The sequence below is a fragment of the Leptospira perdikensis genome, assembly GCF_004769575.1.
Taxonomy (GTDB): Bacteria; Spirochaetota; Leptospiria; order Leptospirales; family Leptospiraceae; genus Leptospira_A; species Leptospira_A perdikensis.
Map to the genome: position 1 here is coordinate 564,863 of NZ_RQGA01000014.1, position 26,286 is coordinate 591,148.

30 protein-coding genes and 1 tRNA gene are annotated in these 26,286 nt (G+C 39.2%); 19 read left to right on the plus strand and 12 right to left on the minus strand.

Annotated elements, in window-relative coordinates:
• Positions 1-19: 19 nt before the first annotated feature.
• Both EHQ49_RS15445 and EHQ49_RS15450 read left to right on the plus strand, forming a co-directional pair.
• Positions 20-715: a TRAP transporter small permease gene (locus EHQ49_RS15445; RefSeq protein WP_135580529.1), complete on the plus strand. Its 696-nt coding sequence runs from the start codon at positions 20-22 to the stop codon at positions 713-715.
• On the plus strand, positions 715-2,016 hold the full coding sequence (locus EHQ49_RS15450) for a TRAP transporter large permease (RefSeq protein ID WP_135580530.1): 1,302 nt from the start codon (positions 715-717) through the stop codon (positions 2,014-2,016). The genes EHQ49_RS15445 and EHQ49_RS15450 overlap by 1 nt, the downstream gene beginning before the upstream one ends.
• 125 nt (positions 2,017-2,141) lie before the next feature.
• Here EHQ49_RS15450 and EHQ49_RS15455 read toward each other — a convergent pair whose 3' ends face one another.
• From EHQ49_RS15455 to fliS, 3 genes are read right to left on the minus strand one after another with little or no spacing between them, the layout of a single operon-like run.
• Positions 2,142-2,669, minus strand: a complete 528-nt coding sequence (locus tag EHQ49_RS15455) for a J domain-containing protein (protein WP_135580531.1) — start codon at positions 2,667-2,669, stop codon at positions 2,142-2,144.
• Positions 2,648-3,061, minus strand: coding sequence for a flagellar protein FlgN (locus EHQ49_RS15460; RefSeq protein WP_135580532.1), 414 nt, complete (start codon positions 3,059-3,061; stop codon positions 2,648-2,650). Before EHQ49_RS15460 ends, EHQ49_RS15455 begins: the two co-directional genes overlap by 22 nt.
• Before the next feature lie 12 nt (positions 3,062-3,073).
• A complete protein-coding gene (gene fliS, locus EHQ49_RS15465) occupies positions 3,074-3,520 on the minus strand; it encodes a flagellar export chaperone FliS (protein WP_135580533.1) in 447 nt (148 codons plus the stop codon).
• Between the two features lie 77 nt (positions 3,521-3,597).
• Here fliS and purN point away from each other — a divergent pair, with 77 nt between their 5' ends.
• Genes purN through fsa form a run of 5 tightly spaced genes read left to right on the plus strand, consistent with a single transcriptional unit; the run spans position 3,598 to position 7,877 of the window.
• A complete protein-coding gene (purN, locus tag EHQ49_RS15470; RefSeq protein ID WP_135580534.1) occupies positions 3,598-4,212 on the plus strand; it encodes a phosphoribosylglycinamide formyltransferase in 615 nt (204 codons plus the stop codon).
• Positions 4,209-5,750: a bifunctional phosphoribosylaminoimidazolecarboxamide formyltransferase/IMP cyclohydrolase gene (purH, locus tag EHQ49_RS15475; RefSeq protein WP_135580535.1), complete on the plus strand. Its 1,542-nt coding sequence runs from the start codon at positions 4,209-4,211 to the stop codon at positions 5,748-5,750. The genes purN and purH overlap by 4 nt, the downstream gene beginning before the upstream one ends.
• The gene (locus EHQ49_RS15480) at positions 5,750-6,466 is read left to right on the plus strand and encodes a hypothetical protein (protein ID WP_135580536.1); all 717 of its coding nucleotides are present in this window, start codon (positions 5,750-5,752) and stop codon (positions 6,464-6,466) included. The genes purH and EHQ49_RS15480 overlap by 1 nt, the downstream gene beginning before the upstream one ends.
• A 43-nt stretch (positions 6,467-6,509) precedes the next feature.
• Positions 6,510-7,181: a hypothetical protein gene (locus tag EHQ49_RS15485; protein ID WP_135580537.1), complete on the plus strand. Its 672-nt coding sequence runs from the start codon at positions 6,510-6,512 to the stop codon at positions 7,179-7,181.
• 51 nt (positions 7,182-7,232) lie between these two features.
• Positions 7,233-7,877: a fructose-6-phosphate aldolase gene (gene fsa, locus EHQ49_RS15490; protein ID WP_135580538.1), complete on the plus strand. Its 645-nt coding sequence runs from the start codon at positions 7,233-7,235 to the stop codon at positions 7,875-7,877.
• A gap of 4 nt (positions 7,878-7,881) precedes the next feature.
• On the opposite strand, the gene EHQ49_RS15495 is transcribed toward fsa, so the two are convergent.
• From EHQ49_RS15495 to EHQ49_RS15505, 3 genes are read right to left on the minus strand one after another with little or no spacing between them, the layout of a single operon-like run.
• On the minus strand, positions 7,882-8,373 hold the full coding sequence (locus EHQ49_RS15495) for an HPP family protein (protein WP_425269881.1): 492 nt from the start codon (positions 8,371-8,373) through the stop codon (positions 7,882-7,884).
• 22 nt (positions 8,374-8,395) lie between these two features.
• Entirely contained in the window at positions 8,396-9,421 is a 1,026-nt protein-coding gene (locus EHQ49_RS15500; RefSeq protein WP_135580540.1) for a DUF1574 domain-containing protein, read from the minus strand.
• A 56-nt stretch (positions 9,422-9,477) separates the two neighbouring features.
• Complete coding sequence (locus EHQ49_RS15505; protein ID WP_135580541.1) at positions 9,478-10,221, minus strand: pseudouridine synthase; 744 nt, start codon at positions 10,219-10,221, stop codon at positions 9,478-9,480.
• Between the two features lie 49 nt (positions 10,222-10,270).
• Between EHQ49_RS15505 and lipA the strand changes: the two genes are divergently transcribed.
• Both lipA and EHQ49_RS15515 read left to right on the plus strand, forming a co-directional pair.
• The gene (gene lipA, locus EHQ49_RS15510) at positions 10,271-11,179 is read left to right on the plus strand and encodes a lipoyl synthase (protein WP_167483014.1); all 909 of its coding nucleotides are present in this window, start codon (positions 10,271-10,273) and stop codon (positions 11,177-11,179) included.
• Positions 11,180-11,194: 15 nt separating this feature from the next.
• Positions 11,195-11,491, plus strand: coding sequence for a hypothetical protein (locus tag EHQ49_RS15515; RefSeq protein ID WP_135580543.1), 297 nt, complete (start codon positions 11,195-11,197; stop codon positions 11,489-11,491).
• 173 nt (positions 11,492-11,664) lie between these two features.
• On the opposite strand, the gene EHQ49_RS15520 is transcribed toward EHQ49_RS15515, so the two are convergent.
• The gene (locus tag EHQ49_RS15520; RefSeq protein WP_135580544.1) at positions 11,665-12,846 is read right to left on the minus strand and encodes a lipoprotein LipL45; all 1,182 of its coding nucleotides are present in this window, start codon (positions 12,844-12,846) and stop codon (positions 11,665-11,667) included.
• A 256-nt stretch (positions 12,847-13,102) separates the two neighbouring features.
• Between EHQ49_RS15520 and EHQ49_RS15525 the strand changes: the two genes are divergently transcribed.
• Both EHQ49_RS15525 and EHQ49_RS15530 read left to right on the plus strand, forming a co-directional pair.
• Positions 13,103-14,425, plus strand: a complete 1,323-nt coding sequence (locus EHQ49_RS15525) for a radical SAM protein (RefSeq protein ID WP_135580545.1) — start codon at positions 13,103-13,105, stop codon at positions 14,423-14,425.
• A gap of 37 nt (positions 14,426-14,462) precedes the next feature.
• Positions 14,463-16,538, plus strand: a complete 2,076-nt coding sequence (locus EHQ49_RS15530; RefSeq protein ID WP_135580546.1) for a PP2C family protein-serine/threonine phosphatase — start codon at positions 14,463-14,465, stop codon at positions 16,536-16,538.
• Between the two features lie 22 nt (positions 16,539-16,560).
• Here EHQ49_RS15530 and EHQ49_RS15535 read toward each other — a convergent pair whose 3' ends face one another.
• From EHQ49_RS15535 to EHQ49_RS15540, 3 genes are read right to left on the minus strand one after another with little or no spacing between them, the layout of a single operon-like run.
• Complete coding sequence (locus EHQ49_RS15535) at positions 16,561-16,989, minus strand: hypothetical protein (RefSeq protein WP_135580547.1); 429 nt, start codon at positions 16,987-16,989, stop codon at positions 16,561-16,563.
• A 49-nt stretch (positions 16,990-17,038) separates the two neighbouring features.
• Entirely contained in the window at positions 17,039-17,194 is a 156-nt protein-coding gene (locus EHQ49_RS18740; protein WP_167483015.1) for a hypothetical protein, read from the minus strand.
• Positions 17,195-17,249: 55 nt separating this feature from the next.
• Positions 17,250-18,443, minus strand: coding sequence for an aminotransferase-like domain-containing protein (locus EHQ49_RS15540; protein WP_135580548.1), 1,194 nt, complete (start codon positions 18,441-18,443; stop codon positions 17,250-17,252).
• Positions 18,444-18,517: 74 nt separating this feature from the next.
• Here EHQ49_RS15540 and EHQ49_RS15545 point away from each other — a divergent pair, with 74 nt between their 5' ends.
• Together EHQ49_RS15545 and EHQ49_RS15550 are read left to right on the plus strand one after the other, a co-directional pair.
• On the plus strand, positions 18,518-19,924 hold the full coding sequence (locus tag EHQ49_RS15545) for an aminotransferase-like domain-containing protein (RefSeq protein WP_135580549.1): 1,407 nt from the start codon (positions 18,518-18,520) through the stop codon (positions 19,922-19,924).
• Between the two features lie 51 nt (positions 19,925-19,975).
• Positions 19,976-20,233 (plus strand): hypothetical protein, encoded by a 258-nt coding sequence (locus EHQ49_RS15550; protein WP_039937811.1) that lies wholly within the window; start codon positions 19,976-19,978, stop codon positions 20,231-20,233.
• Positions 20,234-20,240: 7 nt separating this feature from the next.
• Here the strand turns inward: EHQ49_RS15550 and EHQ49_RS15555 are convergent.
• A tRNA-Phe gene (locus tag EHQ49_RS15555) sits at positions 20,241-20,313 on the minus strand.
• A 70-nt stretch (positions 20,314-20,383) separates the two neighbouring features.
• On the opposite strand from EHQ49_RS15555, the gene EHQ49_RS15560 reads away from it, so the two are divergent.
• From EHQ49_RS15560 to EHQ49_RS15585, 6 genes are all read left to right on the plus strand, one after another.
• Positions 20,384-21,322, plus strand: a complete 939-nt coding sequence (locus EHQ49_RS15560; protein WP_135580550.1) for an alpha/beta fold hydrolase — start codon at positions 20,384-20,386, stop codon at positions 21,320-21,322.
• 58 nt (positions 21,323-21,380) lie between these two features.
• Positions 21,381-22,025, plus strand: coding sequence for a dephospho-CoA kinase (gene coaE, locus EHQ49_RS15565; protein ID WP_208732226.1), 645 nt, complete (start codon positions 21,381-21,383; stop codon positions 22,023-22,025).
• A complete protein-coding gene (locus EHQ49_RS15570) occupies positions 22,022-22,810 on the plus strand; it encodes an SPOR domain-containing protein (protein WP_135580551.1) in 789 nt (262 codons plus the stop codon). The genes coaE and EHQ49_RS15570 overlap by 4 nt, the downstream gene beginning before the upstream one ends.
• A gap of 133 nt (positions 22,811-22,943) precedes the next feature.
• On the plus strand, positions 22,944-23,354 hold the full coding sequence (locus EHQ49_RS15575; protein ID WP_135580552.1) for a DUF2452 domain-containing protein: 411 nt from the start codon (positions 22,944-22,946) through the stop codon (positions 23,352-23,354).
• Positions 23,355-23,363: 9 nt separating this feature from the next.
• The gene (locus EHQ49_RS15580) at positions 23,364-24,068 is read left to right on the plus strand and encodes a VanW family protein (protein ID WP_135580553.1); all 705 of its coding nucleotides are present in this window, start codon (positions 23,364-23,366) and stop codon (positions 24,066-24,068) included.
• Entirely contained in the window at positions 24,025-25,518 is a 1,494-nt protein-coding gene (locus tag EHQ49_RS15585) for a hypothetical protein (protein ID WP_135580554.1), read from the plus strand. Before EHQ49_RS15580 ends, EHQ49_RS15585 begins: the two co-directional genes overlap by 44 nt.
• Here the strand turns inward: EHQ49_RS15585 and EHQ49_RS15590 are convergent.
• Positions 25,493-26,251, minus strand: coding sequence for an SH3 domain-containing protein (locus tag EHQ49_RS15590; RefSeq protein ID WP_135580555.1), 759 nt, complete (start codon positions 26,249-26,251; stop codon positions 25,493-25,495). The two genes, EHQ49_RS15585 and EHQ49_RS15590, sit on opposite strands and share 26 nt — an antisense overlap.
• Between the last annotated feature and the right edge of the window lie 35 nt (positions 26,252-26,286).

The window sequence follows — 26,286 nt, forward strand, 5'->3', positions numbered from 1 at the left end:
TAAGGAAGGATATAGATACATGAAATTCGTCGAACGAATTCTAAACACTTTAAGTTTCGGCGAGAAATGGGCGGGGGGAATTTGTTTCCTTCTGCTCACTCTTCTCATGATTGCTGACGTTTCCAAACGAGAAGTAATCGATAAAGTTATCAATTGGATCATGGAAGTAACAGAAGCCTATCCTAACACCGGTTTTGCTGGTTTTATAGGAGATTGGAGTGTTTACATTGCTGAATCCATCCACGGGGGAACCTCCGGATTTATAGAGTGGCTCGGTCTTGGTGGAATTATTTGGGCACAAAAACTTTCCCTTTATTTTATGTTATGGGGAGGACTATTTGGTTCGGCCCTTGCTAGTGCGAAAGGTTCGCACCTACGTCCAGAAATTGCGGACAAAGTATTACCAAAAAAACTTTTACCTTACGTTAAAATTGCAGAACAATGGGTAATCGCGGTTTTCTTTCTGTTCCTTGCTTACCTATCAGTCATTTATGTTCTAGAAAGTATTAGTTTAGATGAAGTGAATCCTGTAACGGAACTTCACTTATGGAAAGTACAACTTATTTTTCCTTACATCTTTATCTCTATGGGATTTAGACATATGTGTTATGGAATTTTTCCGGCACTGATTCCTTCCGATATCAATGAAGCTACAGAAGCTTTGGAACTTGCGGAAAAAGAGCTTTCCGAATCTAATTCACGGGGGAATCGCTAATGGGTTCTTGGGGAATACTCCTACTCTTACTCGCTTTAATTTTACTCAGACAACCTTTGATTGTACTTATGGGTGCAATCACTGTCTATTGTTATTACTTCCTACCAGATCCACCTCTTGAGTCCTTTCAGGAACTCAACAGCATCATAGGGGACTTGTTCTTTGCCGGTGATAAGGAAATCCTTCTTGCGATTCCCCTATTCATCATTGCAGGAAACTTGATGACCCATGGAAGTATTGCGAGACGACTCATTCGAATTGCCCAAGCAATGACAGCTCCTATTCCTGCAGGCCTTGCGATTGCAGGGGTATTTTCTTGCGGAATTTTTGCTGCCATTTCTGGATCCTCTCCGGTGACTCTCATTGCCATTGGTGGACTGATGTATCCTTCCTTAACTAAGGCTGGTTACCCAACTCAGTTTTCTATGGGTCTTCTCGCTTCCGGGGGAACTCTTGGGATCATCATTCCACCAAGTATTCCGATGATCGTTTATGCAATTATGGTGGGTGTTTCTGTGACTGATCTTTTCATCGCAGGAATTGGACCTGGAATTTTACTCATGTCTCTCCTTATGATTTATTCCGTGTTACGTGCCGGAAATGTGGGTCGAGGGAAATGGGACTGGACTGAAATCCGAACTGCATGGAAGGAAGGTGTTCTTGCTCTTCTTATGCCAGTAGTTATCCTCGGTGGAATCTACTCTGGTTTTTTTACAGCAACAGAATCTGCAGCGATCGCGGTATTTTATGCCATCCTCGTTGAAGTCTTCATTCACAAGGAACTTAGTTTTCCAAAAATCCCTAAGATCATGGCAGAAAGTGCAGAGATGCTTGGGATTCTATTCCTGATTCTAATCCTTGCAGTCAGTTTGAACAAGTTTATGATCGAAAACGAAATTCCACAAAATCTCGTAGCGACCATGTCTGGACTCATTTCAAGTCCAGTAACTTTCCTCATTGGTGTAAACGTATTGTTACTCATTGTAGGGATGTTTATGGATATCATGAGTGCCATCCTTGTTTTAGCACCACTACTTGCACCTATGGCTGTCAATTACGGAATCAATCCAGTTCACTTCGGAATCATTATGATTGTGAATTTGGAAATTGGATATTTGACTCCACCAGTAGGTGTGAACTTATTTGTGGCTTCTGGTATCTTCAAACAACCGTTAGGTAAGGTGATCCAATCGGTTGCCCCTATCGTGGGATTGTTCCTCATTGGACTCATCCTCATTAGTTGGATTCCAGAAATTTCACTTGGTCTTGTTGGTGGAGAAGGAGCAGCTCCAACACCATAGATTCCAAAAATCTCTGAATCTAGAAGATTCTTTATGCTTAAAGCACTGATGTTTAGTGGCCCAAGGCAAAAAGAACTGGTTTCGAAAAAGAAAAAAGCCGGAGCATTGATCCGGCTTTTTTTAGTTTAAGTCCACCAAACACGAAGGCGTTCTAAAGAATCTTTGGCATCATTTGCCCAAATGCTTGTGGGATGTTTTTTTAAAATCTCCGCATATACAGACAGAACAGGTTCCAGATCTTTTCTTAATTGAACCAATTCCTTGTTTAAATTTTCCGAAAGTTCAATGGGATGGAGGTTTCTTTTTTCGTAATAACGCAATATTGCTTCGGTTTCTTTTTCTTTGGCAAGTTTGTATTCTTGGAATACTGGATCCTTGGACGGTTTGGAACCGGGAGGAACTTCAGAAGAAATCGACACATCTCTACTCCTAGAAAAAGAAGACTCCTCTTCTGGATGGATGAGAAGATGATCTTTTAAGGATTCGTAATGTTTGTTTAACTCCAAAAACATAACATCACTTGTAAACTCACCGGAATCAGGATGGTATTTTTTTGCTAGTTTATGATAAGATTCTTTGAGCTCTAATTCTGTAAATCCAGGAGAGAGGCCTAAAAAATGGAGGGAATCATTTAACAGTAATTTTTTGTCCATGAGAGACCAGAGGACTGAATCAAATGAAACTTTAGCTTTCGTTTGATACTAAATTCCCAATACTCTTTTTTACTCTCATTCATCTCGAATACAAGTAATTCTTGTACCTTTTGTTGGAGATTTCTTGCTTCATCCAATCTTTCAAAAACAGTTTCGGAAATGGCAATTTCATCTGCAGAATAAACTTCAATTTCCTGCCTTTCCCACAGTTCCCGGTCGACCTCTTCCAACTTCCTTACATAAGTTTCATTTTTAAATTCCAACTTCACTGCGGAGTCTGCATCTCGGTAAGACAATAACTCATCTTCCCTTTTTAAATTGGAAATAAGAGAATCCAAATATTGGATTTTCTTCTGTAAAAGTTGTTTTGTGGTTTGTTTGGATGAAATCATAAGTAAAACAAATTAACCGGTAATGGAGATTCCCGTAGGTCGTGTGCCAGGATTTGCACTTGGATTGGGAGTGTCCTTTTTTTCTAACTCCTCCCATGACATTTTTAATTCGATGAGGATTTTGATACACTCTTCGATGATTTTTTTGTCTTTCAGCATATTGGCTTCTAACAATCTTTTCTTCAAATAAACGTATAAGGACAATAGATTGTTCGCAACCTCTTTCCCCTCTTCCATATTGAGAGAAAGTAAAAGTTCGGTGATGATGTCTTGGGTTTTGATGATATTGTTGTTCACAACATCGTATTTTCGGGGAGTCATATTGTCTTTTGCCACACCTAGGAATCGGATGGCTCCGTCAAAGAGCATCACAATCAGTTTGATTTGGCTAACGGTAGATATCTCATTGGCTTTGTATTCATTGTAAGCAGAGGCACCGGTTTTTCTCGCAAGCGACATTTTTTTCTCCTGAGTATTCCCATCGACCAAAAAGGATACTTGCTTAATGACCCAAGTGAATATTCTTAGAATATCACATGGGAAAAATAAAACGTGTCGTTTTTTTGGCCTCGGGTAGAGGGTCCAATTTTACCGCTTCCGTCGAGTACATTCGTAAAAAAAAGCTAAAGCTCGACCTGGTAGCCCTTGTGACAGACAACCCCGAGGCAAAGGCCCTCGGCATTGCTAAATCCTTTGGAATCGCGACAAAGGTCATTCCCTACACAACCTATCCCCAAAAGGCCGAGTACCACAAAGATCTCCTTGGGGAAGTCGAAACTTTCGACCCAGATCTCATTGTGGCTTGCGGTTACATGAGAATTCTAAAATCAGAATTTGTTCTCCGGTTCCGCAATCGGATCATCAATGTCCACCCAAGTCTCCTTCCCGCCTTCCCTGGACTCGATTCCCAAAAACAAGCATTGGACTATGGGGTAAAAGTTGCAGGGTGTACGGTTCATTTTGTGGAAGAAGGTGTGGATACAGGTCCCATCATATTGCAAAAAGCGATTGCCATTGCTCCCGAATGGACTGAAAAAGAACTATCCCTTGCAATCCTTGCGGAAGAACACAAAATCCTTCCGCTCGCTATACAACTGTTTTGTGAAGATAAACTAAAAATCAAAGAAAGAAAGGTAGAAATCCTAAAATGATCGAAATCAAACGAGCACTCGTATCCGTATCCGATAAAGCCGGAATCACGGAGATATGTTCCTTCCTCGCGAAAAACGGAGTGGAAATTCTTTCCACCGGTGGAACCTATGATGCCCTCTCCAAAGCAGGTATTCCTGTCAAAAAAGTAGATGAGTTTACTGGTTTTCCAGAAATCCTACATGGCCGAGTGAAAACCCTTCATCCGAAAATCCATGGTGGACTTCTCGGTGACACAACAAACCCCGACCACGTAAAACAAATGGAAACTAATGGAATTGTTCCCATCACTCTTGTGATTGTGAACCTTTACCCATTTGTAAAAACGGTGATGAAACCAGATGTAACATTAGAAGATGCGATTGAAAACATTGATATCGGTGGACCGTCTATGCTCCGTTCTGCGGCAAAAAATCACAAAAATGTTGTGGTTCTGACTGATCCAAAAGATTATGAATCTTTCCAATCAGAGTTTACGGCAAACAAAGGAAAAGTATCTAGAGAAACTGCTTTTCAATATGCTGCTAAAGTTTTTTCGGAAACTGCATCTTATGATTCCGCCATATCTACCTTCTTTAATAAAAAGTTAGATATCAAATATCCTGATAAAATTACTTTTGCTTTTAACAAAAAACAAAAACTGCGTTATGGTGAAAACCCACACCAAGATGCTGCTTTCTACGAACCACTATTCATCAAATCACAGTTTGAAGCCTTACAAGGAAAAGAACTCTCTTTTAATAATATGTTGGATTTTGATGCAGCATTTCACGTGGCAAGTTTACTTCCCAAAAATGCAGTTTCCATTGTAAAACACTTAAACCCATGTGGGATTGCTTTTGGCGAAAACGTTCTGGAATCCTTTGAACTCGCAAGGAAAACAGATCCTATTTCTGCTTTTGGTGGAATCATTGGAATCCATGGCCGTGTGGAAAAAGAATCTGCGGAAGAGATCACAAAGAACTTTGTCGAAGGTGTGATTGCCGAAAGTTTTTCTGAGGAAGCTTTGGAGATTTTCGGGAAAAAACCTAACATTCGTTTAATTCCTATTGCCAAATTTGATGAGGCCTTAGATGAACTAGATTTACGTTCACTTCATCATGGACTTCTCATTCAAAATCGTGACTACGATTTGATCACAAAAGACAAACTAAAAATTGTTTCTAAAAAACAACCAACAGCTGATGATTTAGAAGGTTTGATGTTCGCTTGGAACTGTGTGAAGTTTATCAAATCCAATGCAATTGTTTACACGGACCAAAACTCAACTCTTGGAATTGGAGCCGGACAAATGTCCCGTGTGGACTCGGTGGAACTCGGTGCCATGAAAGCTCAAAAAGTGGGACTATCCGTTGTCGGTTCTTATGTCGGTAGTGATGCATTTTTTCCTTTCCGAGATGGAATCGATGCCATTGCCAAAGTGGGTGCGAAAGCCATCATCCAACCTGGTGGATCCATCCGTGATGAAGAAGTCATTCAAGCGGCAGACGAACATGGTCTCATTATGGTTTTCACTGGAATGAGGCATTTCCGTCACTAATGGAATTTTTTCTTTTCCTCTTATTTCTCACCTTCTTTGTTTTGTTTACGGCCGTATTAGTTTATTATGTTAAGATACTATTCTTTTCGGCCAAAACAAATTACCGCAGAGAGGAACTAACAGACATTCGCGGGGATGTGTTCCGCATTTGTTTGGATGTTTTGGAATCGGGAGGAAATTTGATCTATGGGATCGGGGCATTTTTCGGTAGTGTCCTCCTTGTTTGGCTTTGGTCCCTTCTTGGTTCAGTCCTCGGAGAAAAGGGGCCTGGACCTTTCGAACATATCTTCCATATGCCAATTTTCTTTTTGGCTCTTTTCTTTTCCTTTCCCTTCTTAAAAGAGGCTTACCGCGGAGAAAAATACCTCGCTCTCGTAAAGCCGGCACTCTCAGGACTAGCACTTGGGAATTTATCTGCGGGAGCTGTTCACTACGGACTCGACCGCGACCTTTTCTTTTTGTTTTACTTACTCCTTCTCCTATTACAAATTCCGGTTCTTGTTTTCCTTTGGAACCGGGAGCCCATTTTGGGGATGAGCTTTGAAGAAAACAATTCTTCCTATGCCTATGAATCTGAGGATGATTGGGGTTCACCTTCCGGAGCTTCCAGTTCTGTACAGGACAATGTTTGGGAAGAGGAAGAAGAAGGGCCATTCACAGAAGAGACAGATGATTTTGGTTTGGGGGATGACCCTTTCCACGACGATTTTAAGTAAGAAACAGTTTCTCTTTTTTGGAAATTTGACCGATAGAAATCATATGAAGAAATATCTGATTTTCCTTCTTTTTCTACTTCCTGGACTTCTCACTGCCCAAACAGAAATGCCCAACAGTTTGGATGGATTTGCAGAAGCTTCTTGGGGGATGACCTTTGAATCCATCCGCGAAAAATTTTTGTCTATGGCAACGAACCCGGAATCAAAGGAAAAGATTGAACTCTTAAATGAAAAAAAAGAGGAAAGCCTTCTCATCAAACGAAATGGGATCTTCTACCTTTATCGTTTTTATAAAACACCGGAACTGCTCAAAGAAGTCCGCCCGAAACGAGAGGGTGCTGCAGAAAATGATCCTTCCATTGATGGACAAACAGAGTTTCGCGAAAATGGAATCCTCTTCTCCGTTGGGGTGACTTTCAACTTGGTCCCTTCCGAAAAAATCAAAGAGAAGATGGAGAAAAAATATGGCAAACCCAGAAAGGAAGCCATTGGGGATGATAAAGTTTCGGGAGCGGCCATTTGGGAACTTGTGGAAAGAAGAGAAAACCCTCCTCGCGGTGGATTTGCCGTCGTTTGGAGAGAAGGTTACAAAAAAGCTCCTTACACACGTCGGATTGATTATTTTTCGGCCAACTTAAAAGAGGTAATCGCTAAAGATTATGTCGATTTCTTCAGCGTTCAAGAAACAAAAACCTTGCGGGATTTAATCCCGTAGTTACCCTGTCTCGTGAGGCTTGGTGCATCCAAGCCATCCATACGAGGCAAAATGAATTTATTTTTAGACACAGCCAACATCGACGAAATCAAAAAAGTCCATGAACTTGGCCTCCTAGACGGGATCACCACCAACCCATCCATCATCGCAAAATCCGGCCGTAAGTTCACGGAAGTCATCAAAGAAATTTGTAGTTTTGTAAAAGGACCTGTGAGCGCAGAAGTCCTTGCCACTGATGCTCCCACGATGATTAAAGAAGGTTTAGAACTTTCTAAAATTGCAGAAAATGTAGTCGTAAAAGTTCCCCTCATTCCAGAAGGAATCAAAGCAGTGAAAGTTTTCTCGGAACAAGGAATTCAAACAAACGTCACACTTTGTTTTACTGCAAACCAAGCCCTACTTGCTGCCAAAGCGGGTGCTAGTTTCATCTCCCCTTTTGTGGGTCGTTTGGATGATATTGGTTATGATGGATTAGAACTTATCTCTGAGATCCGAGACATTTATGACAACTACGGAATCGAAACTCAAATCCTTGCAGCATCTGTTCGTCACCCTATCCACTTCAAAGAAGTAGCTCTTCGTGGTGCTGACTGTGTTACCCTACCTTACTCTGTATTTGAAATGCTTTTCAAACACCCACTTACTGACAGTGGACTTGCAAAGTTTGTTGAAGATTCTAAAAAATTAAACTGGTAAAAAACTAAAACCACACCACCGGATACTTTCGGTGGTGGACCAAATTATTTACTACTAAAGCATTCACAAGTAGAATCATTATCCCGATAAACACGGGAAATATAATAAAATCAGCCCCCACTCCTCCGAGTACTCCAATCATAGCCGTTGCACCACCTGGTGGATGTAAGGTGTGAGTCATATACATCACAAAAATCGAAAGTCCCACAGAAAACCCGATGGTAAAAAAATTGGTCCCGAGGGTCGCCACAAGAATCACTGCAATGCTAGCAGAGATCAAATGACCTCCGATTAAATTTCTTGGTTGAGAAAGTGGTGCATCTGGTACTGCAAATAAAAGTACGGCTGTGGCCCCAAACGAACCAATAAGAAGTGAATGACCGGACAAATTCGTAATGGCTAAGATCGACCAAATGGATACAGAACTACTAATCAAACTCCAAATAGCAAACCGGAGAGAACGTTTATTTCTTTTTACCGAAAGCGGTGCTTTGATTTTACTCGGTAAACTTTTAAATCTATTTTTCAGCGTAATTTACCCAAATCTCTTTCATCTGATCGATAAAACAAAAAGCAGACTGGTGGGATGCATCATTAAATAAATCGCAAGTTCCAGGTTTATTCCAATTCAAAGGATAAGCTCCATAAGAAGTGGCAAGGATCTCCATTGGATCCCACCAAATTTCTTTTATATGAAACTTTTCATAGTAATTGTAATAATCACCATAAACCTTAGGCCAAAGAACAAGTGTTTTGATTTGATTCTTCTTTGTGAGTTCCAAAAAAGCCTCTACATAAGGTTTTTGTGATTCACCCAAAGAATAAGAGCTCATATACAAACTTCCAATTCGGAGTGTGTCTTTTTTGATTTTTTCAATAGGATTAGACTGAACCCCATAAATCAAATATTCCCCTTTGGTATAATTGATTAATTGAAACTCTTGATTATAACGTGATTTATATTCTCGTAGTTTCCCTTGTTTGAGTCTGGAAGTAAAAAGAGAGAGATTTAATTCTACACTACGAATGGTAAATATCTTATCTAAAAAGTAAGTCCATTTTTCTTTTAGGGGAATGTCTTTCCATACAATGTCTAAACAGTCCTTGTCACAACCCATTCGAAGAAACGGAGACAAAATAAATCCTTTATTGTCATCAAACGCTTCTGGACTGAGCGAAAGAATGACAAACTCCGGTTTAACACCCGATTCCAATAGTTTTTTTAATTGAATATAGGAATTCATAGGAATTCCTTGTGGACTACTGAAATTATAAAGAGTCCAATCTTTTCGATAAGGTTCAGGGATTCCTAATTCTGAAAACGGATACGACCGTGAATCCCCAAAAACAAGAGCCAGTTTTTTATCACTCAGCTCTTTGTCCGTTAACAATCGCTTGGCGAGCACTGTTCGTTGAAAATAAAAAACGGAATTTCCTGCTTGAAGGAACTCTTCATGAAAGACAGGCAAAAGGAAAATTTTATCTACCAAAAAGACAAAAAAGAAAAGAGCCACTGGATATAATAAAAACGGTTTTGATTTCAAAAACACAAATCCCCTAACCTCACCATTTTAAGAGCGGATTGGATTCTTCAACCAAATTAAGGAGTCGGTTTCCCAAGAACCTGCTCTTCGGTAACAACCTTATATTTGCCTTCTTCCAGCACAAAGTCGCGTAGATCCAGTTTTCCAATCCTAATTCGATAGAGATCAAGAACCACCATTTCCTTGGCCTTACACATTCTACGGATTTGCCGTTTTTTTCCTTCTTTTAAAATGATACTGAGGTAACTGGTAAACCCTGGGTTCGTCTTTTCGGGAACCACATTGGCTGGTTTTACAGAAAGTGCCCGAAGTGTTTCACCACCTTCCCTTACACCTAACATAAATTCGTCAGCGATCGGTTTCCAAGCGACAGGTTGTTTCAAACTAATGATATATTCTTTATCAATTTTGTTCCTTGGGTGAGTTACTTTTTGAATAAAGTCCCCATCAATGGATAATAGTAAAAGCCCCCGAGAATCCAAATCCAAACGACCCGCATAATTGTATTTTTGAAATCCTTCTGGCAAAAGTGAGAAGATCGTATTTTCATGGAACTTATCTTCATGCGAAGTTAAGTATCCTGGTGGTTTGTTGAAGGCAATGATTTTGGGTCTTTTTAGTGAATCCTCTTCCAGTTGAACCGATTTTCCGTCAAAACTGACAGAGTCGGTTTCGGCTACCTGAAAGGAGAGGTCTGTGATGGTGCTTCCATTCACTTTGATTCGGCCCGCGAGGACCAATTCTTCCACTTTCCGACGGGAACCGAGACCTAATTTGGCTAGAAATGCGTTGATCCTCATGATTTTCCATTTTACAAAGGGGCCTCATTTCAAAAAGTCTAAAGAAGGTATGAATCCGTTAAAAAAGAAACCTCGCTCCAAAAATATCAGCCCCCGGACCCAACATCCAGAGTGGATGAAGGTACGAGTGAGTTTTCCAACAGACGGAGATGCCCTCTCCCAGGTGCGAGGAGAGGTAGAATCCAAAAAACTGCATACGGTTTGTGAATCTGCTAGTTGTCCCAATCTCAATCATTGTTGGAACCGACGCACTGCCACTTATATGCTTTCTGGAGATATCTGTACAAGACGGTGCCAGTACTGTGATGTGGCCTTTGGAAAACCAAACGCATTGGATTTAGAAGAACCGGAAAGAGTCGCAACGTCTGTGGCGGAGCTCGGGTTACGTCACGTAGTTCTTACTGCTGTGAACCGGGATGATTTGAAAGATGGGGGTGCAGGACACTTTGCCGAAACCATTACCAAAATCAAATCCTATCATCCTTCTTGTTCCATCGAAGTTTTGATTCCAGATTTCAAAGCCAAAGAGGAATCCTTACAAATCCTCTATGCATCAAAACCCAATATCATCAACCACAACATTGAAACCGTAGAACGACTCTTTCCAACGATTGCCCCTCAAAAAAACTACAAACGTTCGCTCGATGTTCTCAAACATATTTCTGAAAACGGTTTCCTTACCAAAAGTGGATTGATTCTCGGGCTTGGAGAAAATGAGGAAGATATCAAACAATGTTTAGGGGATTTGTATTCACATGGTGTGCGGATGCTTACCATTGGCCAATATCTCCAACCAGGCCCCACTCATTACCCTGTCCAAGAATTTGTAAAGCCTGAGGCTTTTGAGTTTTGGAAAGAATATTCCTATAAAATTGGGTTTAAAATCGTAGCATCCGGCCCACTGGTTCGTTCTTCTTACCATGCCGATGAATATTTTTCCGACCAAACTTCCAATTAGTCCGAAAGGTTAGGTATGGACCAAGAACATTTGGAGGCATTCCAAGAGGAACTTGCCAAAACTTTCTTTTTCTCCATCTTAAAGGACTTAAGTGAAGTTGGAGAAACCCTAACTGATTTTGAGGTCAAAGTCCTCATTCAAAAGGCATTGGCTCATTCTTCAGACTTACAAGTGGAATGGGGTGAGATGGACCGGTTTGGAAATAGCACCTTACTTGTGAAATACGAATCCAACTTACTAGTCATTGAAGCAAGTCCACTCATCAATGCCATTCGTATCCTTTGGAATGAATACAAATCCAAAGAAAATTGATCGTCCTTTCCATCGATAAGATCTCTCGTTACAAACACAAAAGCTAAATTATACGCGTCTTCCTCCATTGATTTTGGGTAAAAAATATATAGTGTCTAAAGGATTCGTTGTACATAAAAAAAGCCCGAAGGATTTCTCCTCCAGGCTTCTTTTCTACTTAAGGGTTGGTTTATTTAGAATTTAGATTTTTGTTGAAGGTCGTAAATGACTTCTTCCACATTGTCCATATCAATTTTTTTGACCCCATTTTCAGTGTGAACAATCAACTGACCGTTTTCTTGGTTGATGATCGCTCCAATCACTGTTTTACCGTCTACTAATACGATTTTTTCAATTCTTTCGTAGTAGTTTACAATGTCTTTTTTAGATTTGAACTCTTTTGGTTGGTTAGCCAAAGACTCTTCGAATTTTTTCTTCTCAGCTTCTTGGCGTTTTGCAACGTCTTGTTCAATCACTTGTCTCTTAGCATCAATTTCTTGTTTTTTCAACTCATCTAACTTTTCAGTTTGAGCTGATTCGCTAAGTTTTACAATCTCTTGTGCAGTTTGTTTGTCCACTGTCACGATTGTTTTGATTTCTTGTTCTTCGTTTTTAGTCAGTTTTGCATTTTCAACAACGAGTTTTTCTTTCTCAGAAGTTTTGAATGCTTTGCTCAAATCCAAAGATTTGATGTCAGCAGACTTTGCAAGGTCAGCAGACTTAGCTGATTGAGTGGATGCTTGGTCTTTCTCTAAGATGACCTCTGCTTTTGCAAGAGAGTCTTGGAGTTTTTTCAAGTCAGCATTTCCAGAAATTTCCTCTGTAGAAAGTTTTTCTAAAGCAGGAACACGTGGAGCAAATGCAACCGCACCATCTACTACTTTTACTTTCGCAGGTTTTCCATCAGCAGCTTCTACGATAAAAGACGTTCCTCGCACACCCGCAATCGCAGTCGGTGTTACGACAGTAAAGTTGTCTTCTTTCTTAGCTTTGTTAACTTTCGCAAATACCTTTCCGGAAACTAGAGCAATTTGAGTGTCTGTAGTTCCTGAATTGTCTTGGGAGAGTTTTGCAAAGTCAATCGCGGACTTAGGAGAGATACGAATGCTCGATCCATCCGCAAATTGGATGTCTACTTTTCCATTGTCGCCTGTGACTACATTATCCCCGGATTTCAGAAGGGCACCAAGCTGTGCTTTTTCTTCTGTTTGGTCTGCGTGTTGGATTTTTGAATCTCCTACCGCAAATACGACTACCGCAGATAAATCTGCCGCTTTTTTAGGTGCCTCGGACACTTCTGCGTCTGGTTTCTTACAAACTGTAAGACCAGTAAAAAGAAGCGCAAGGCCCATTATGGTTAGTTTCGATGCTTTCATATCGTCCTGTCCCTTAGTGAAATTCAACTTTCGTTACTTTAATCAACAAACTGGGAGATCAGAAATTCCCAGCTTTTTTGTATTTTTTTCTAGAATGAAAAAAATTTCATTAGTTCGGAAAAAAAATAATTTAGTGACTGGATTTGTAAACGAATTTTAAGTATTTTTGCCCAAAACTAGCGATTTTCAACGGAAATGAAGGGTTTTTTTGGGAAAATCGCTTTGTCTAAGATGGAGGAAGAAAAAAACTCCCATTATGGCTGAAACCTCTACATTAAACCAAAGACCTGCCTCCTCCATCAAACTCCTAGAAGAAATGGAAAGGACATACAAAGACCTACCGATGGAAGCCATTGTCAAACAAGACATCCTGAGACAAGGGATTCACTTCTTTCCTGAGGCATTTCAAGTCAAAGATCCTTATAAATCCAAAGACTATTTTATCTTTTCCTTTGATCATATTCCCCTTGCCGACCTAAAAGATGGGGCAGATACCAAAGCTCCAGAGGAAATCAAAATCTCAGGGGGACACTTCGGCCTTTTAAAAACAGTGATCTCCACGAGAAACAACCCCAACTCTCCCTACAAAATGAAACTAAAAGAAGGAATCCCCACTTTGTTTCTAGAGGAAACAGAGATTGGTAGTGCAGAATACCCACCAATTCCTTCGTGGTACAAACACAAAACCAAGTCAGGGAAGTTGCCAGGTGAGATCGCACCTGTCATCGAATGGGGTTACCTTTTGTATCTGACAGTGTTTCGTAACTGCCAATATTTTGGAAAAGACGAAGAATGTGCGTATTGCGATATCAACCACAATTACCGCCAACAAAAAGGTGCGGGTAGACCGTATACGGGAGTGAAGGACGTAGAGGATATCTTAGAAGTCCTCTCTTGGGTGGATGCCGAAGACCAAATTGCCAAAGTATACACTCTTACAGGGGGTTCTGTCCTTACCAATCTAAAGAAAAAATCAGAAGTGGACTTTTATCTCCAATACCCAGAAGCCATTGAAGCTCGGTTCCCCAAACGATGGATGGGAAAACTTGTGGCCCAGGCATTTGAAAAAGAAGACTGCCAAAAGTTTAAAGATGCTGGAATCCAAATTTACCATCCCAATTATGAAGTTTGGGATAAGGCACTTTTTGAGAAAATCTGTCCTGGAAAGTCGAGTTGGATTGGTTATGAAAATTGGATTCGCAGAGTTGTGGATTCAGCGGAAGTGTTTGGTCCAGAAAATGTGATTCCTAACTTTGTGGGTGGAGTGGAACTCTCCGAACCTTGGGGTTTCAAAACAGTAGCGGAAGCAATCAATTCCACGAAACAAGGTTTAGATTTTTTTATGTCGAAAGGAATTGTTCCTAGATTTACCGCTTGGTGCCCTGAACCTTATACGACTCTTGGCCAACAAGCGGGCCCACCCCTTGTGTATTTTTGTGAACTCCTCCGTGCATGGAAAGAAACCTTTGAACAGTATGGTTTGCCTACTCCTCCTGGTTACGGAGAACCGGGTCCTGGAAAGGCAGTGTTTTCAGTTTCAGCTTTTATGGATGTGATAGGATATTCTGGACGAAATTAATCCTTTCCCATACAAAGAAAAAAGCTAAAATCCGTTTATGCGAAAACTAATTCTTCTGGCAGGAGTGATTCCACTTCTGCTTTTACACCTTGCTTGTATGAATCCCGAACAGGAAGAACCACATCGGTTCCGCCAAGGGGTTCTTGACATACGCGATGTCATTTTCAAAGAAAACACCATTGTTGATCTACATGGGGAATGGGAATTTTATTTTGGTGAGTTCCATTATCCCCCCTTTCATGGCGAAAAACCTCTTACAGGATACTTAGCCATTCCTAATTCTTGGCAAGATGAAGAATTTGACGGTGAAGAATTACCAAGAACAGGACATGTCACCTTACGAGCGTTCATCCATATAAACAAACAGACCATAGGTCAAGAATTAAGAATTTATATTCCCGACATTGCTTCCTCCTATCGATTTTTTGCGAATGGAGTTTTGATCGGTGGGCAAGGAAAACCAGGGATCAACAAATTTGATGATACACCAAGAATCAAATCAAAATACTATACCCTCATCCCCGACCAGGAAGTGATCGAACTTGTTTTTCATATTGCAAATTATGATAACAACTTTGGTGGGTTTTGGGCCATTCCGAGTTTAGGAAATAAAAATGCACTGGATCGGGAGAAGATGCTCGCTAACGCACGCGAACTCTTTTTGCTGGGAGCCCTTGTTCTCATTGGTTTGTATCATTTTGGATTGTACTTTTATAAACGAAAAGAAACTTCCATCTTTTACTTTGCTCTCTTTTGTTTTTTGCTTGGGATACGACTTGCCTTCACTGGAGAAAGATACATCCTCGAGGTATTTCCTAGTTTCCATTGGCCTACCGCATTTCGGATTGAATTTGCTTCTTATTATTTTGCTGTACCTACATTTTTATTATTCATCTATTCTCTTTTTCCACAAGACTCCAATCAAAAGTATGTTCGATATGCTCTCATAGCTAGTACGATCTTTGCCCTTACACTTTTTTTACCGATTTCAATATTTACCATTTTATTATACGGGTTCCAAGTATTAGCCTTTTTTACGATTGGGTATGTCATCCATATCAACCTAAAAGCTGTGATCAACAAACGGCCCAATTCCAAATTGTTTTTTTTAGGACTTCTCATTTTAGCTTTTTCGGTTGCGTTTGATATTTTAAGACACAGTGTAAACAACCGCGGAATAGGACTTACTCCTTATGCCCTACTTTGTTTTATTTTTATTCAATCACTCATTCTCTCTAGTCGGGTGGCCAATGCATTTTTACGTGCTGAGGAACTAGCAATGAGTTTAAAGATTAGTAACGAATCTTTACTTGCAGTGACAGAAAATTTGGAACAAATTGTTTCAGAAAGAACATTCCAGTTAAATTCCTCTTTAAATCGAATCAAAAAGGATCTCTTACTTGCGAAAAAAATTCAACAAAAGATCCTACCACAAGATGGAATCAAATTTGAACATTTAAAAATCCATTTGTATTTCCAACCACAAGAAGAAGTGGGTGGAGATTTTTATGATATCTTTGAGTTGGATGATGGAACGGTTCGTTTTTTTGTCGCTGATGCTACAGGACACGGAATCCAAGCCGCCCTTTATACTATGGCAATCAAATCAGAATATGAGGCCATCAAACGTTTCATTACAAAAACAGATGATTTAATGAACCATCTCAACCAAAAAATTCAAAATAAATTTTCTGGACTAAAAATTGTATTCTCTGGGTTTTTATTAGATATAAATACAAATACAAAGACCATCTACTACTCGTCAGCTGGTCACCCAAACCAAATTTTCCAGTCAGCCAATAAACAATCCATCTTAGATCGTACAGGGAATATCATTGGGCTCAAAAAAGACCAACCCTATACACAAAAACAATTTCAGATGGCTATGGGAGATCGAATCCTTTTGTTTACAGATGGTATGTTGGAACAAAAAAACGAATCGAGAGAAGAGTTTGGAATGGAGAGAATCCAAAAGATTTTAAGTGATTACCAAGAAAAAGAATCAGAGCGAGTTCTTGCTGAGCTCGTCATCCAATTGTTCCTTTTCCAAGGGAAAGAAGAACAAGAGGATGACCAAACGATGGTTCTGATTGAATGGGAAAAACCTACTTAAAAGTTTTTAACCTAGTCTTTGTTTATTTTTTAAGAAAAAGATTATCCACACCATTCTTTTCAAATTCAGAATCATACTTCTCTGCTTCCTTGGCTACTTTGGCTTCGTAATCTTCTGGAGCTAAAGCTTCGAGGTCTTTGGCAGATACTTTTTGTTCTAAATCTCTTTGAGCCAGTTCGGTAGAAAGATCTGTCCAAAAGATATCATCGTTATATGGTTCAATATAAGATTCGAATACTTCTTGAAAGTATTCTTCGGAAATAGTATAGAGTCCGTTTTCAGAATCAATCGGGCCCTTTTCGCCACCGGCAGAAAGTTTTTTTAAAAGGGACTGGATGAATTCATCTACAGAAGGGTCTGTTTCTTCGTGTGGGGAATTACTCACCCATTCGAACACAGCGAGTGCATTCAAAAGATGTTTTGTTTCTTGAGGATTAAGATCTAAATTCATGATTACCTACTTTGTTTCCATGGAAGCAAGAATCCTTCGCATAGGCAAATCAAAGAATGACCGTGGATCGATTTTCCTTATAGTTTTGATACATCTGGTCAACGAGAAGGCGAAAGGTTGGATCTTCTTTTAGAATTTCCAATTTTTCTTCCAGGCTCAGAATCGAAAATTTAGGATACAAAGCTTTCGTGACTGCAGGCTTCATACCTAATAAGTAAACAAACGAGTAGTATTGTCAACCAAAAAATACTAAACGTATGTCATGTATTTATGTCTCGATAGACTTTTGCGATTCGTTTCACACCCTCTTCCATTTCAACATCCCCAAGAAAACTAAAATTCATTCGAAAGTTTGATGAAGTTCTCTTCACGGGAGAAAATTCACTGCCAGGAACCATCGCCACCCCACTCGTCAGACATTGTTTCATCAATTCTTTCTCAGAAACTTTAGGATACTCAACCCAAAGAAACATTCCACCTTTTGGTAAGGAAAACTTGGCTTCAGGAAGAAAGTTCTTCATAAGAGAAACCAATATCTCTTTTTTTTCCGAATAGAATCTTTGAATGGAACGCAGATGATCTTTAAAATCCATCTCATCCAAAAGTTTGGAGACAATCACTTGTGAGAATTGGTTAGAATTCAAATCATTTCCTTGTTTGATTGCGGTGAAGAGTGAACGATAAACTTCCGGAACCACAGTCCAACCCAATCGAAAACCAGGAGAAAGGATTTTCGAAAAACTTCCCAAAACAAATGTTAAATCATTTCTCTTACGTAAGGAACTAACAGAAGGATATACATTTCCTTCAAAATCTAAATACCGATAGGCCTCATCTTCGATGAGGATGATTTCTTTTTCATCCAGGAGAGAGGCAATTTGTTTTCGTTTTTCCAGAGACCAAGTATAAGTAGATGGATTTTGGTAAGACGGATTTGCATAAAAAACATGAATTTTGTTTTGAGATAAAATTTCTTCCAACCAAAAAAGGTTAGGACCATCCGTTTCCATCGGGACACTAAAAAACTGAGGATGGTAAGGAGAAAATGCCTGTAAAGCCCCTAGATATACGGGATCTTCTATTAATACATTGGTGTCCGAATCCATAAACATCTTTCCCAAAATATCCAAACCTTGTTGGGATCCATGAGTGATGATAATCGAATCAGGAGAGTTCCAAGGAACATCCGTTAACTCTTCTATAATTTGTTTTCGCAGTGGTAAGTATCCAGAGGAATCTCCGTATTGAAGGGCTGTGGCAATATTCTCTCTAATGGTCGCCTCCATTACAGAACCTAAAATATCTTTTGAAAGTAAATGTGGATTTGGCAGTCCACCGGCAAAGGAAAGGATATCCGAATTTTCAACAGTTAACTTCAGAATTTCGCGGATAACAGAAGTTCGAACAAAAGAAGTTCGTTTCGCTGAAAAAATAGTTGGTATTTCCGTTTCCATAATTATAGAATAACAAAAATGGGTAGAACTGTCCATATACAGTTGACTGAATCTATCCATATACAGTTAAAAAAATGACTAAATACAAACAATTAGCTGAAGATCTAAAACTAGAAATCCAATCGGGATATTATTCAGAAAAAGAAAGAATTCCTTCTCTTCGTGAAATCCAAAATTTAAAATCCTGTAGCCTCACCACAGCAAAAGAAGCCTATCGGATCTTAGAAGAAGAAGGATATATTTTTGTAATTCCCCAGTCAGGATACTTTGTTCATCCAAACATAAGTTCAGTCATTTCGGGGCCAAAGAATGAATTTTACCCAGCAGTTGAAGCAGATGACAGAATCCAACAAATCATGCGAACCGTAATGGATCCAAAACTAATCTCTTTTGGTGCGGCCATTCCTTCTGATTTTTATCTTCCTCTTGGCGGACTTGTCTCCTCATTCAAAAAAGCACTCCAACATAAAGAAATTTTTTCTTATGGAGACCTACAAGGACACCGAGGGTTACGCGAATGGATTAGCAAACGTACTTCGATCCAAGGATACAGAGTGAATGCAGAAGAGATTCAGATCACAAGCGGTTGTACAGAAGCGATCACATTTTCTTTACTTTCGACAACAGAACCAGGGGATACAGTGATTGTCCCTTCCCCTATTTACGTTGGACTATTTCAAATTTTAGAAACACTGAAACTAAAAGTCGTAGAAATACCCTATAGAAAGAACGAAGGAATTTCATCCGATGAATATGAAAAACTAATCAAACGTCATAAACCAAAAGTATTTTTATTCTCAGCTAACTTCAACAATCCGAATGGAGTTTTGATGAGCGAAACTTCCAAACAAAGTTTGGCAAAAATTTCGTATTTATACGGGATTCATTTAGTGGAAGATGATATTTATGGAGATTTGTATTTTTACGGAACGAGACCAAGGGCTTTAGTTAGTTATTTTCCGGAAGATCCGCGTGGTCCCAAATCTTTTCTATGTTCTTCATTTTCAAAAACAATTGCTCCAGGAATCCGTGTCGGTTGGGTCAGCTCCAAAAATGGAATTAGAGATTTAAGTAAAAGAACAAGAGCCTATAAAATATCGGAAAACAATCCGGCGCAGGTGGCCGTTTATGAATTCTTAAAACTACAAACCTACGAAAGACATCTTAAATTCCTACGCACTGAATATAAAAACCTCATAGACGAATACATAGAACTTTTGTCATTTTATAGTGAGGGAATTCTTCAGATACAAAAACCAGATGGTGGTTTTGTATTATGGATCAAATCACCGTTAGATGGTGACAAACTACTTTATGAATCCAAAAAAATAGGGATGGCCATTGCCCCTGGTTCTCTTTTTGGTTTATCCAAACATTGGGACAACCACTTTCGACTCAATGTATCTGTAGGTTTTTCTCCCAAAATCAAAGAGAAACTCATACAGTTTTCCAAGTTATTCTTAAAAAAAAGGAAATCCTAATTTTTTTAGTTTTTGGTTGCCAATAGAAGAAAGAGAAACAAGGTCTATACTATGTCAGAAAACACACGCAAGTATCTGGAAACATCTCAAATCATCCCTTCCAAAGGTATGTCTTACACTATGTATGAAATTGAAGGCCAAGATACGATCTTACGTATGCTTACCTTTATCCCAGACAATGACGAGATCCACATCTATCCCAAACCGCCGGTAAAAAAACTTTATAAACCAGAACTTTGTAAAAAGGTAGAAGAGAACGAATTTTTAGGTCTTTGGACTATGGGAGAAGAAAGGAAGGCTGGAAATTAGGCAACCGTGGCCCCGGACAGAATCGAACTGCCGACACGAGGATTTTCAGTCCTCTGCTCTACCGACTGAGCTACAGGGCCTTCGGTTACAACCAAAGTATTTTTCCACATCCCGCTGTCAACGAACCTTTATATTTTTTGTGAGGACACTATGAATACCCATGGGAAACTTTTAACCACTACGATCCTATCTGCACTCCTCTTTGTTCAATGTGCATCCACCCTCCACAAAACAGGAATTAGTTTAGAACGATACAGATCAGATTTAGAAACAAAATCGATTTTAGTCGACGGTCTTCAGTGGAAGTATACAGAAAAACCTGGTGATAGAGAAATCCTTATCGCAGTACATGGATTTGGTGGAGATAAAGACCATTGGACTCGGTTTTTTAGACACCTTCCCGAAGGAATCCGAGTTTTTTCTCCCGACCTACCGGGTTTTGGAGAATCAGACAAACCCGAAGGTGCAAATTATACCCAAGAGGCGCAGGCAGACAGGCTTTACCAATTCACAGAAACATTAGGGTTAAAGAATTTTCACATTGCTGGGAATTCTATGGGCGGGGGGATCGCTGGTATCTTTGCCGCCAAATACCCAGAGAAAGTAAAATCACTCATTTTGTTTGACAACGCAGGAATCAAAAGTCCTACCCCGAGTGAAATGCAAACCATTGAGATGTCCGGAAAACCGAGCCCCCTTCTTCTCACAAGTCCTGAAGACTTCGATAGACTTCTTGCTTTTACCTTTGTGAACCCACCCTATCTCCCCAGTTTCTTAAAAACATACTTTGCAAATAAAACCTTTGCCAATAGAGACTGGAACGCATCCATCCTAAAACAAATTCGAAGGGAAGGTTATTTCTTAGAAAACAAATTGGAAAAAATTCAATCTCCCACCTTGGTCATCTGGGGAAAAGAAGACAAAGTCATCCATTACACAGTCATGGATGTTTTAAAAAAGAAGATGAAAACAAAACTGGAAACAGTCCTTTTAGAGAATATGGGCCATGCTCCCATGATAGAAGATCCAAAATTGTCCGCCAAACTCGTACAAGACTGGATTTACAACCTACAAACTTCTCAAAAATAATCTCCAAATACTTTAGTATTTTTTTTCCAATTTAGGATAAAAAAATACTTGTACTTTCATGGGTTTTTTATGTTATAAACCCGTGAGCGTAAAACATAACAACAAAACATTGATAGGAATTACCGGATCCATTGGATCAGGAAAGTCCACTGTGCTTGCTATGTTTGGCGAATTAGGAGCCGAAACGATTAGTTCTGACTCCATTGCTCGCAGTTTCACAGAACCGAACAGTCCCGTTATCAAAGAATTAGTATCTATATTTGGCGAATCGATTCTAGATTCCGAAGGTGCACCTTCCAGAACAAAAATTGCGGAATCTGCTTTTTCCGACAAATCAAAGCTAAATGCCCTAAACAACCTTCTCCACCCTTTAATTCGCAAAACCTTTCTCGAATTTCTAAATTCCAGAGAACCAGGAAGTATCATCGCCTGGGAAGTTCCTCTCCTCTTCGAAACAGATGCCTACAGCCTTTGCGACTTTACGGTGACCGTAGCAGTGAACCCGGAGGTCGCCTTCGAACGAGTTATGGGACGAGGTGGAATGACAAAAGAAGACTTCCAAAGACGAAACCTCGCCCAAATGGAATTGGCGAAAAAAAAGTCTCTCTCTGATTTTGTCGTAACGAACGATAATCAAAGGGAAGAGTTAAAAGAACAAATCGAAATCATCTATTCAGAAATCAAACAAAGGATTCAAAAATGAAAGAAAGAGTATTTTACGTAATCAACCTAGATAAACAAAGAATTGGAGTTTTATCCCTCTTTCTTTTTGCACTGTTCTTTTCGATTTTTTTTCTCGGCGTTTCCGTAGGAAAAGGAAAAGCAGAAGAAACACAAACTCTTTACAAGAAGTTGGAAGTAAGTCCAGTCGCTCCTGAAGTGACCGATGGATCGATCCCTGCACCAACTACTGCCACACCGGATGCGGCAAATACAACGGTAGGAACAAATGTTGCTTCTTCTCTTGTTCAGGGGACAAAAACCAAAGAACAACCAAATCTATCTCAAGAAATTCCAATGGCCGATGTGGGTAATCATCCCTACTTTGTAGAAACATCCACTGCCAAAGATGAGGAAGAAGAGAAAAAACAACAAGTTGTAGATTTGACAAAACGTACAGAAAAAAAAGTTTCTGCAAACAAAGTAGAAAGTTTTAAAAATTTGGCTCCCACGTCAAAATCATATAAATCACAAAAAACAAATTCACAAGTTGTTACGACAACTAAGTCTGAAGGAAAACAATATACCTTACAATTGGCAGCTTTTACGAGCAGACAATCTGCTGAGACATTTTTATCTCAACTTAAATCAGATAACCATGGTAAGTTGGCTGCGAAAACCTTCATCGTAGTGAAAAATGGGTTCTTTGTGGTGCAAATGGGAAAATCGAAAGATAAGTCCTCTCTTTCTAAAGCCCTATCCAAAACTTCCATGCCTAAGGAAATTAAATCCAAAGCTATGGTTGTGAGTTACCAACCGCTTTCATAAAAAAAGATCGTCAAAAACCTTGGCCTTCGGCTTTCCTAAAGATTCTTTAGGGGAGCCTTTTTCTGATTTCTTCCCAATTAGAAATCAGAAATTATTTACAAAATCAATTAAGAGAGATTCTCTAATCATTAGAATGGAAGCAGAGGAAACTCCCCACCACAGTCTCACTTATGGAACCAGCCGATTGGCTCCGGCGATCAGTCTCGTGGACCGAGCAAAAGAAATTGAATTGGCTGAAGAGTCAGTTAAACTTCATGTACATGGAAAATTAGAAGTCATTGCCAACCAAATCCGCCGTCTTAAGGAAGAAGCAGAACTAATCTTAGAACAAGCAGAAAAAGATATAGAACTTCATAAAGCTCGTTGTCAGTTTGAAAAAAAACCAGGTCAGACCATTCATCTTTACGAAAAAGAAACAGGTTCTTACTTTTCCCTTCTAGCACCCAGTGATTGGGGAAAGAACCCACCACATTCGTACAAAGGATCCTACACTATGAATCCTGATCGAAGTTTTACCGAAATTTTCCTGACACCCAAACCGTAACACCTAACTTTGATTTATCAATTTAAACTTAAAATCAAATTACTAAAAAGGATATTTACTTCTCTAATCAATGGGAAGTATTTTCTTTTCGGACTAAAACCAAATACAATTGCTTTATGGACAGAGGAAACATCCCTTAGTTTACCTATTTTTGATTCCCCACTTAAGGAAGGAAAACTTCAAAACCTTCGGATTGCGATCGCAAATTTAAATGGTCGTGTCCTAAATCCAGGAAGAATCTTTTCCTTTTGGCATGAAATCGGAAATCCCACTCTCCAAAAGGGATATCAAGAAGGACGTGTGATCCGCAATGGAGAAGTAGGAGCGGAGATTGCAGGCGGACTTTGTCAATTGTCTGGGATCATCTACTATCTCGCGTTGGAACTCGGACTAACCATCATAGAACGATACCCTCACTCACGTGACTTATATACTGAAAAAACAAGATTTACACCACTCGGAACCGATGCCTCCGTTGTGTTTCCCACAAAAGATTTACGAATCCAAAATTCATTTCCTTTTCCCTTACTTATGGAATGGGATCTCACCGATACAAACCTGACATTTCGAATCAAAACAGCAAAACCTCTGAGGCGACAAAAATTATATTTCCAACAAACAAACAAAAATGGATATTCGAATGTTTTAGTTTATCGAGAATCAGAAAAAAATGACAAACCCATCTTATGTTCTTCCGATGATTACCTACTTTAAAAAAAAGGGATTTGTTATTGGGATCTTCCTACTTGTTGTTTGTTTGCAATTGATCGTACAGTTCAGCTCAAACTTTGCTTATGGAGCTGACGGTTATTACTACGCCGCCCAAGTAAATTCTTACATTACCAAAGGTAGGTTTTTTAGTCCGGATGTATCTCCTGTTTTATATGGCCTAGTTTACTTTTCAAAACTAGGAACCAATATTGTCGTAACAAATAAGGTATTTGTGTCCCTACTTGTTGGTTTTTTATTCTTATCTGGATACCGACTCACACTTCACCTTTCTAAAAAAGAATCTACTTCTGTATTACTTGGACTGGTTTTGGTTTCTTCTTCTTTTTTGCCACATTTTAGTTTTAACTTTATCAAAAACTTAGGGGGGATTGTTTTTTTTATCTTATTTTTAACAGAACTTTGGATTTTAGAAAAGTCAGAACATAAAGACAACCTAATAAACTACATACGCATTTGTATCATATTTTTATTAGTGCTTTTCAGTCATAAAATCACAGCAGGGATAGCTTTCTGTTTTCTGCTGCCTTGGATATGGAAACAAATTCCAATTGCAAAAATCTACAGAACCCTTCTCCTTTTGGCACTACCACTTACCCTAGTGGGACTTACCTTTCTTTTTCCAAATCTAATTCACTGGAATGATTTAAAAACGATTCTCTCTGAAGAATTACAGTTTCAGCTCCTTTCTCCGTTTTTTAAGTATTCCCAAATCCTTCCTGAATTTGTATGGGAACAAATTCTATTTTTTCTTTCGCCCTGGATTTATTTAATCCGAAGAACAAAACTCTCCCCTGTGGAGAAATCGTTTTACGATAGATTGGTTGTTTTCTTTTTCCTACTCTCACTTCCTATTTTTAGTTATACACCCTTTAGTTTTCCATTTCGATTGTTTTTACTTATTTTTATCCCATCCACTTTTTTATTACTTCCTTTCCTCTCCCAAATTAAATCAAAATGGATGATCACCTCCCTCTGTTTGCTAATCGCGATCTATCAATATTTTACAATGATCAAAGAAAAAGATTTTAACAATCAAGATTACAAACTCTATTCGATTCTACTTCCTTTGTTTCAATTTCCAAAAGACTCTTTGATTATCGTACACCAAGGTTTTGACTATTTTATTTGTTACAATAAGGCAGGAGACGCTTTCCATTTTTTACCAGAAGAGAAACACAAAGGTAGGCCCATTTACCGAATTGTATATGGAGTGTCTGGGGCGGACTATAAAAAATATCTCCCAGATAATGTAAAGATACAGTATCTACCCGGTTTTTATTCTGTATTGGAAGAAGGGAAATGGCAGGAGTTTATAAACAAACTTCCTGCCGAATCCAAGAAACGGATATTAGATTGGAAAAATCCTCATACACACCGAACCAATGGAATGATTCGAAATGAATCCTTTAAGGAGAAGAGTAAGAAGATTTAGTATAGGCATACTCTGTTGCACATGCAGATTCTTTTTCTTTTTTCTCTTTTAGTAACAAGAGTTTGTCGTTACAAACATAAAAATAAAGATTTTCTTTTCCCTCCACAGGGTAGGTGCTCAGCGCCACCAAATGACTATCAGAATCAGAATATCCAAAATAAGCGTTATTATAAGCAGTTCGTTCTTCATCTGTTTGTGGGTATTGAATGAAAATAGAAGGTCGAACAAGTCTAGATTTTGTATCCAATACTAAATGGTCGGAATACACATCAAACACACCTTCTAACTTTTCACTAATTCCTGAATAACCAAAATAAGCGCGATATACAAAACTTTCCCCATCAAATTCAATTGTATTTGAACAATCCTGCCTATCAGGAACTTTACAAAGCACAAAGTTTCCTTGGACAGCAGCAATCATCGCATCCCTAGATTCAACTTTGCTAATAGACAAATAACCACCAAATACCCAACCAGTGATGTCCTTGGACTTAACACGGTACCAGAAAGAGGAAATTCCATCGATTTCTGTTTCTGATTCCGATTTTTCTAAAACACTGACTTCATCACCGAGTTTCAGTTTCCCAACCTTCTCTCCATCCAATGTGGGGGTTTTTCTCGCATTAAGGACAGTGGCGGAAATAAAAGCATTTTTGCCCACTTCAATGGTAGGAGTCTTTTTGCACTGAAATAAGACAAGAGAGGAAAGGATCACTAAAAGCAGTTTCTTCATGGAAGAAAGATTGGTTTTTAGGAGAAATTTTGGCA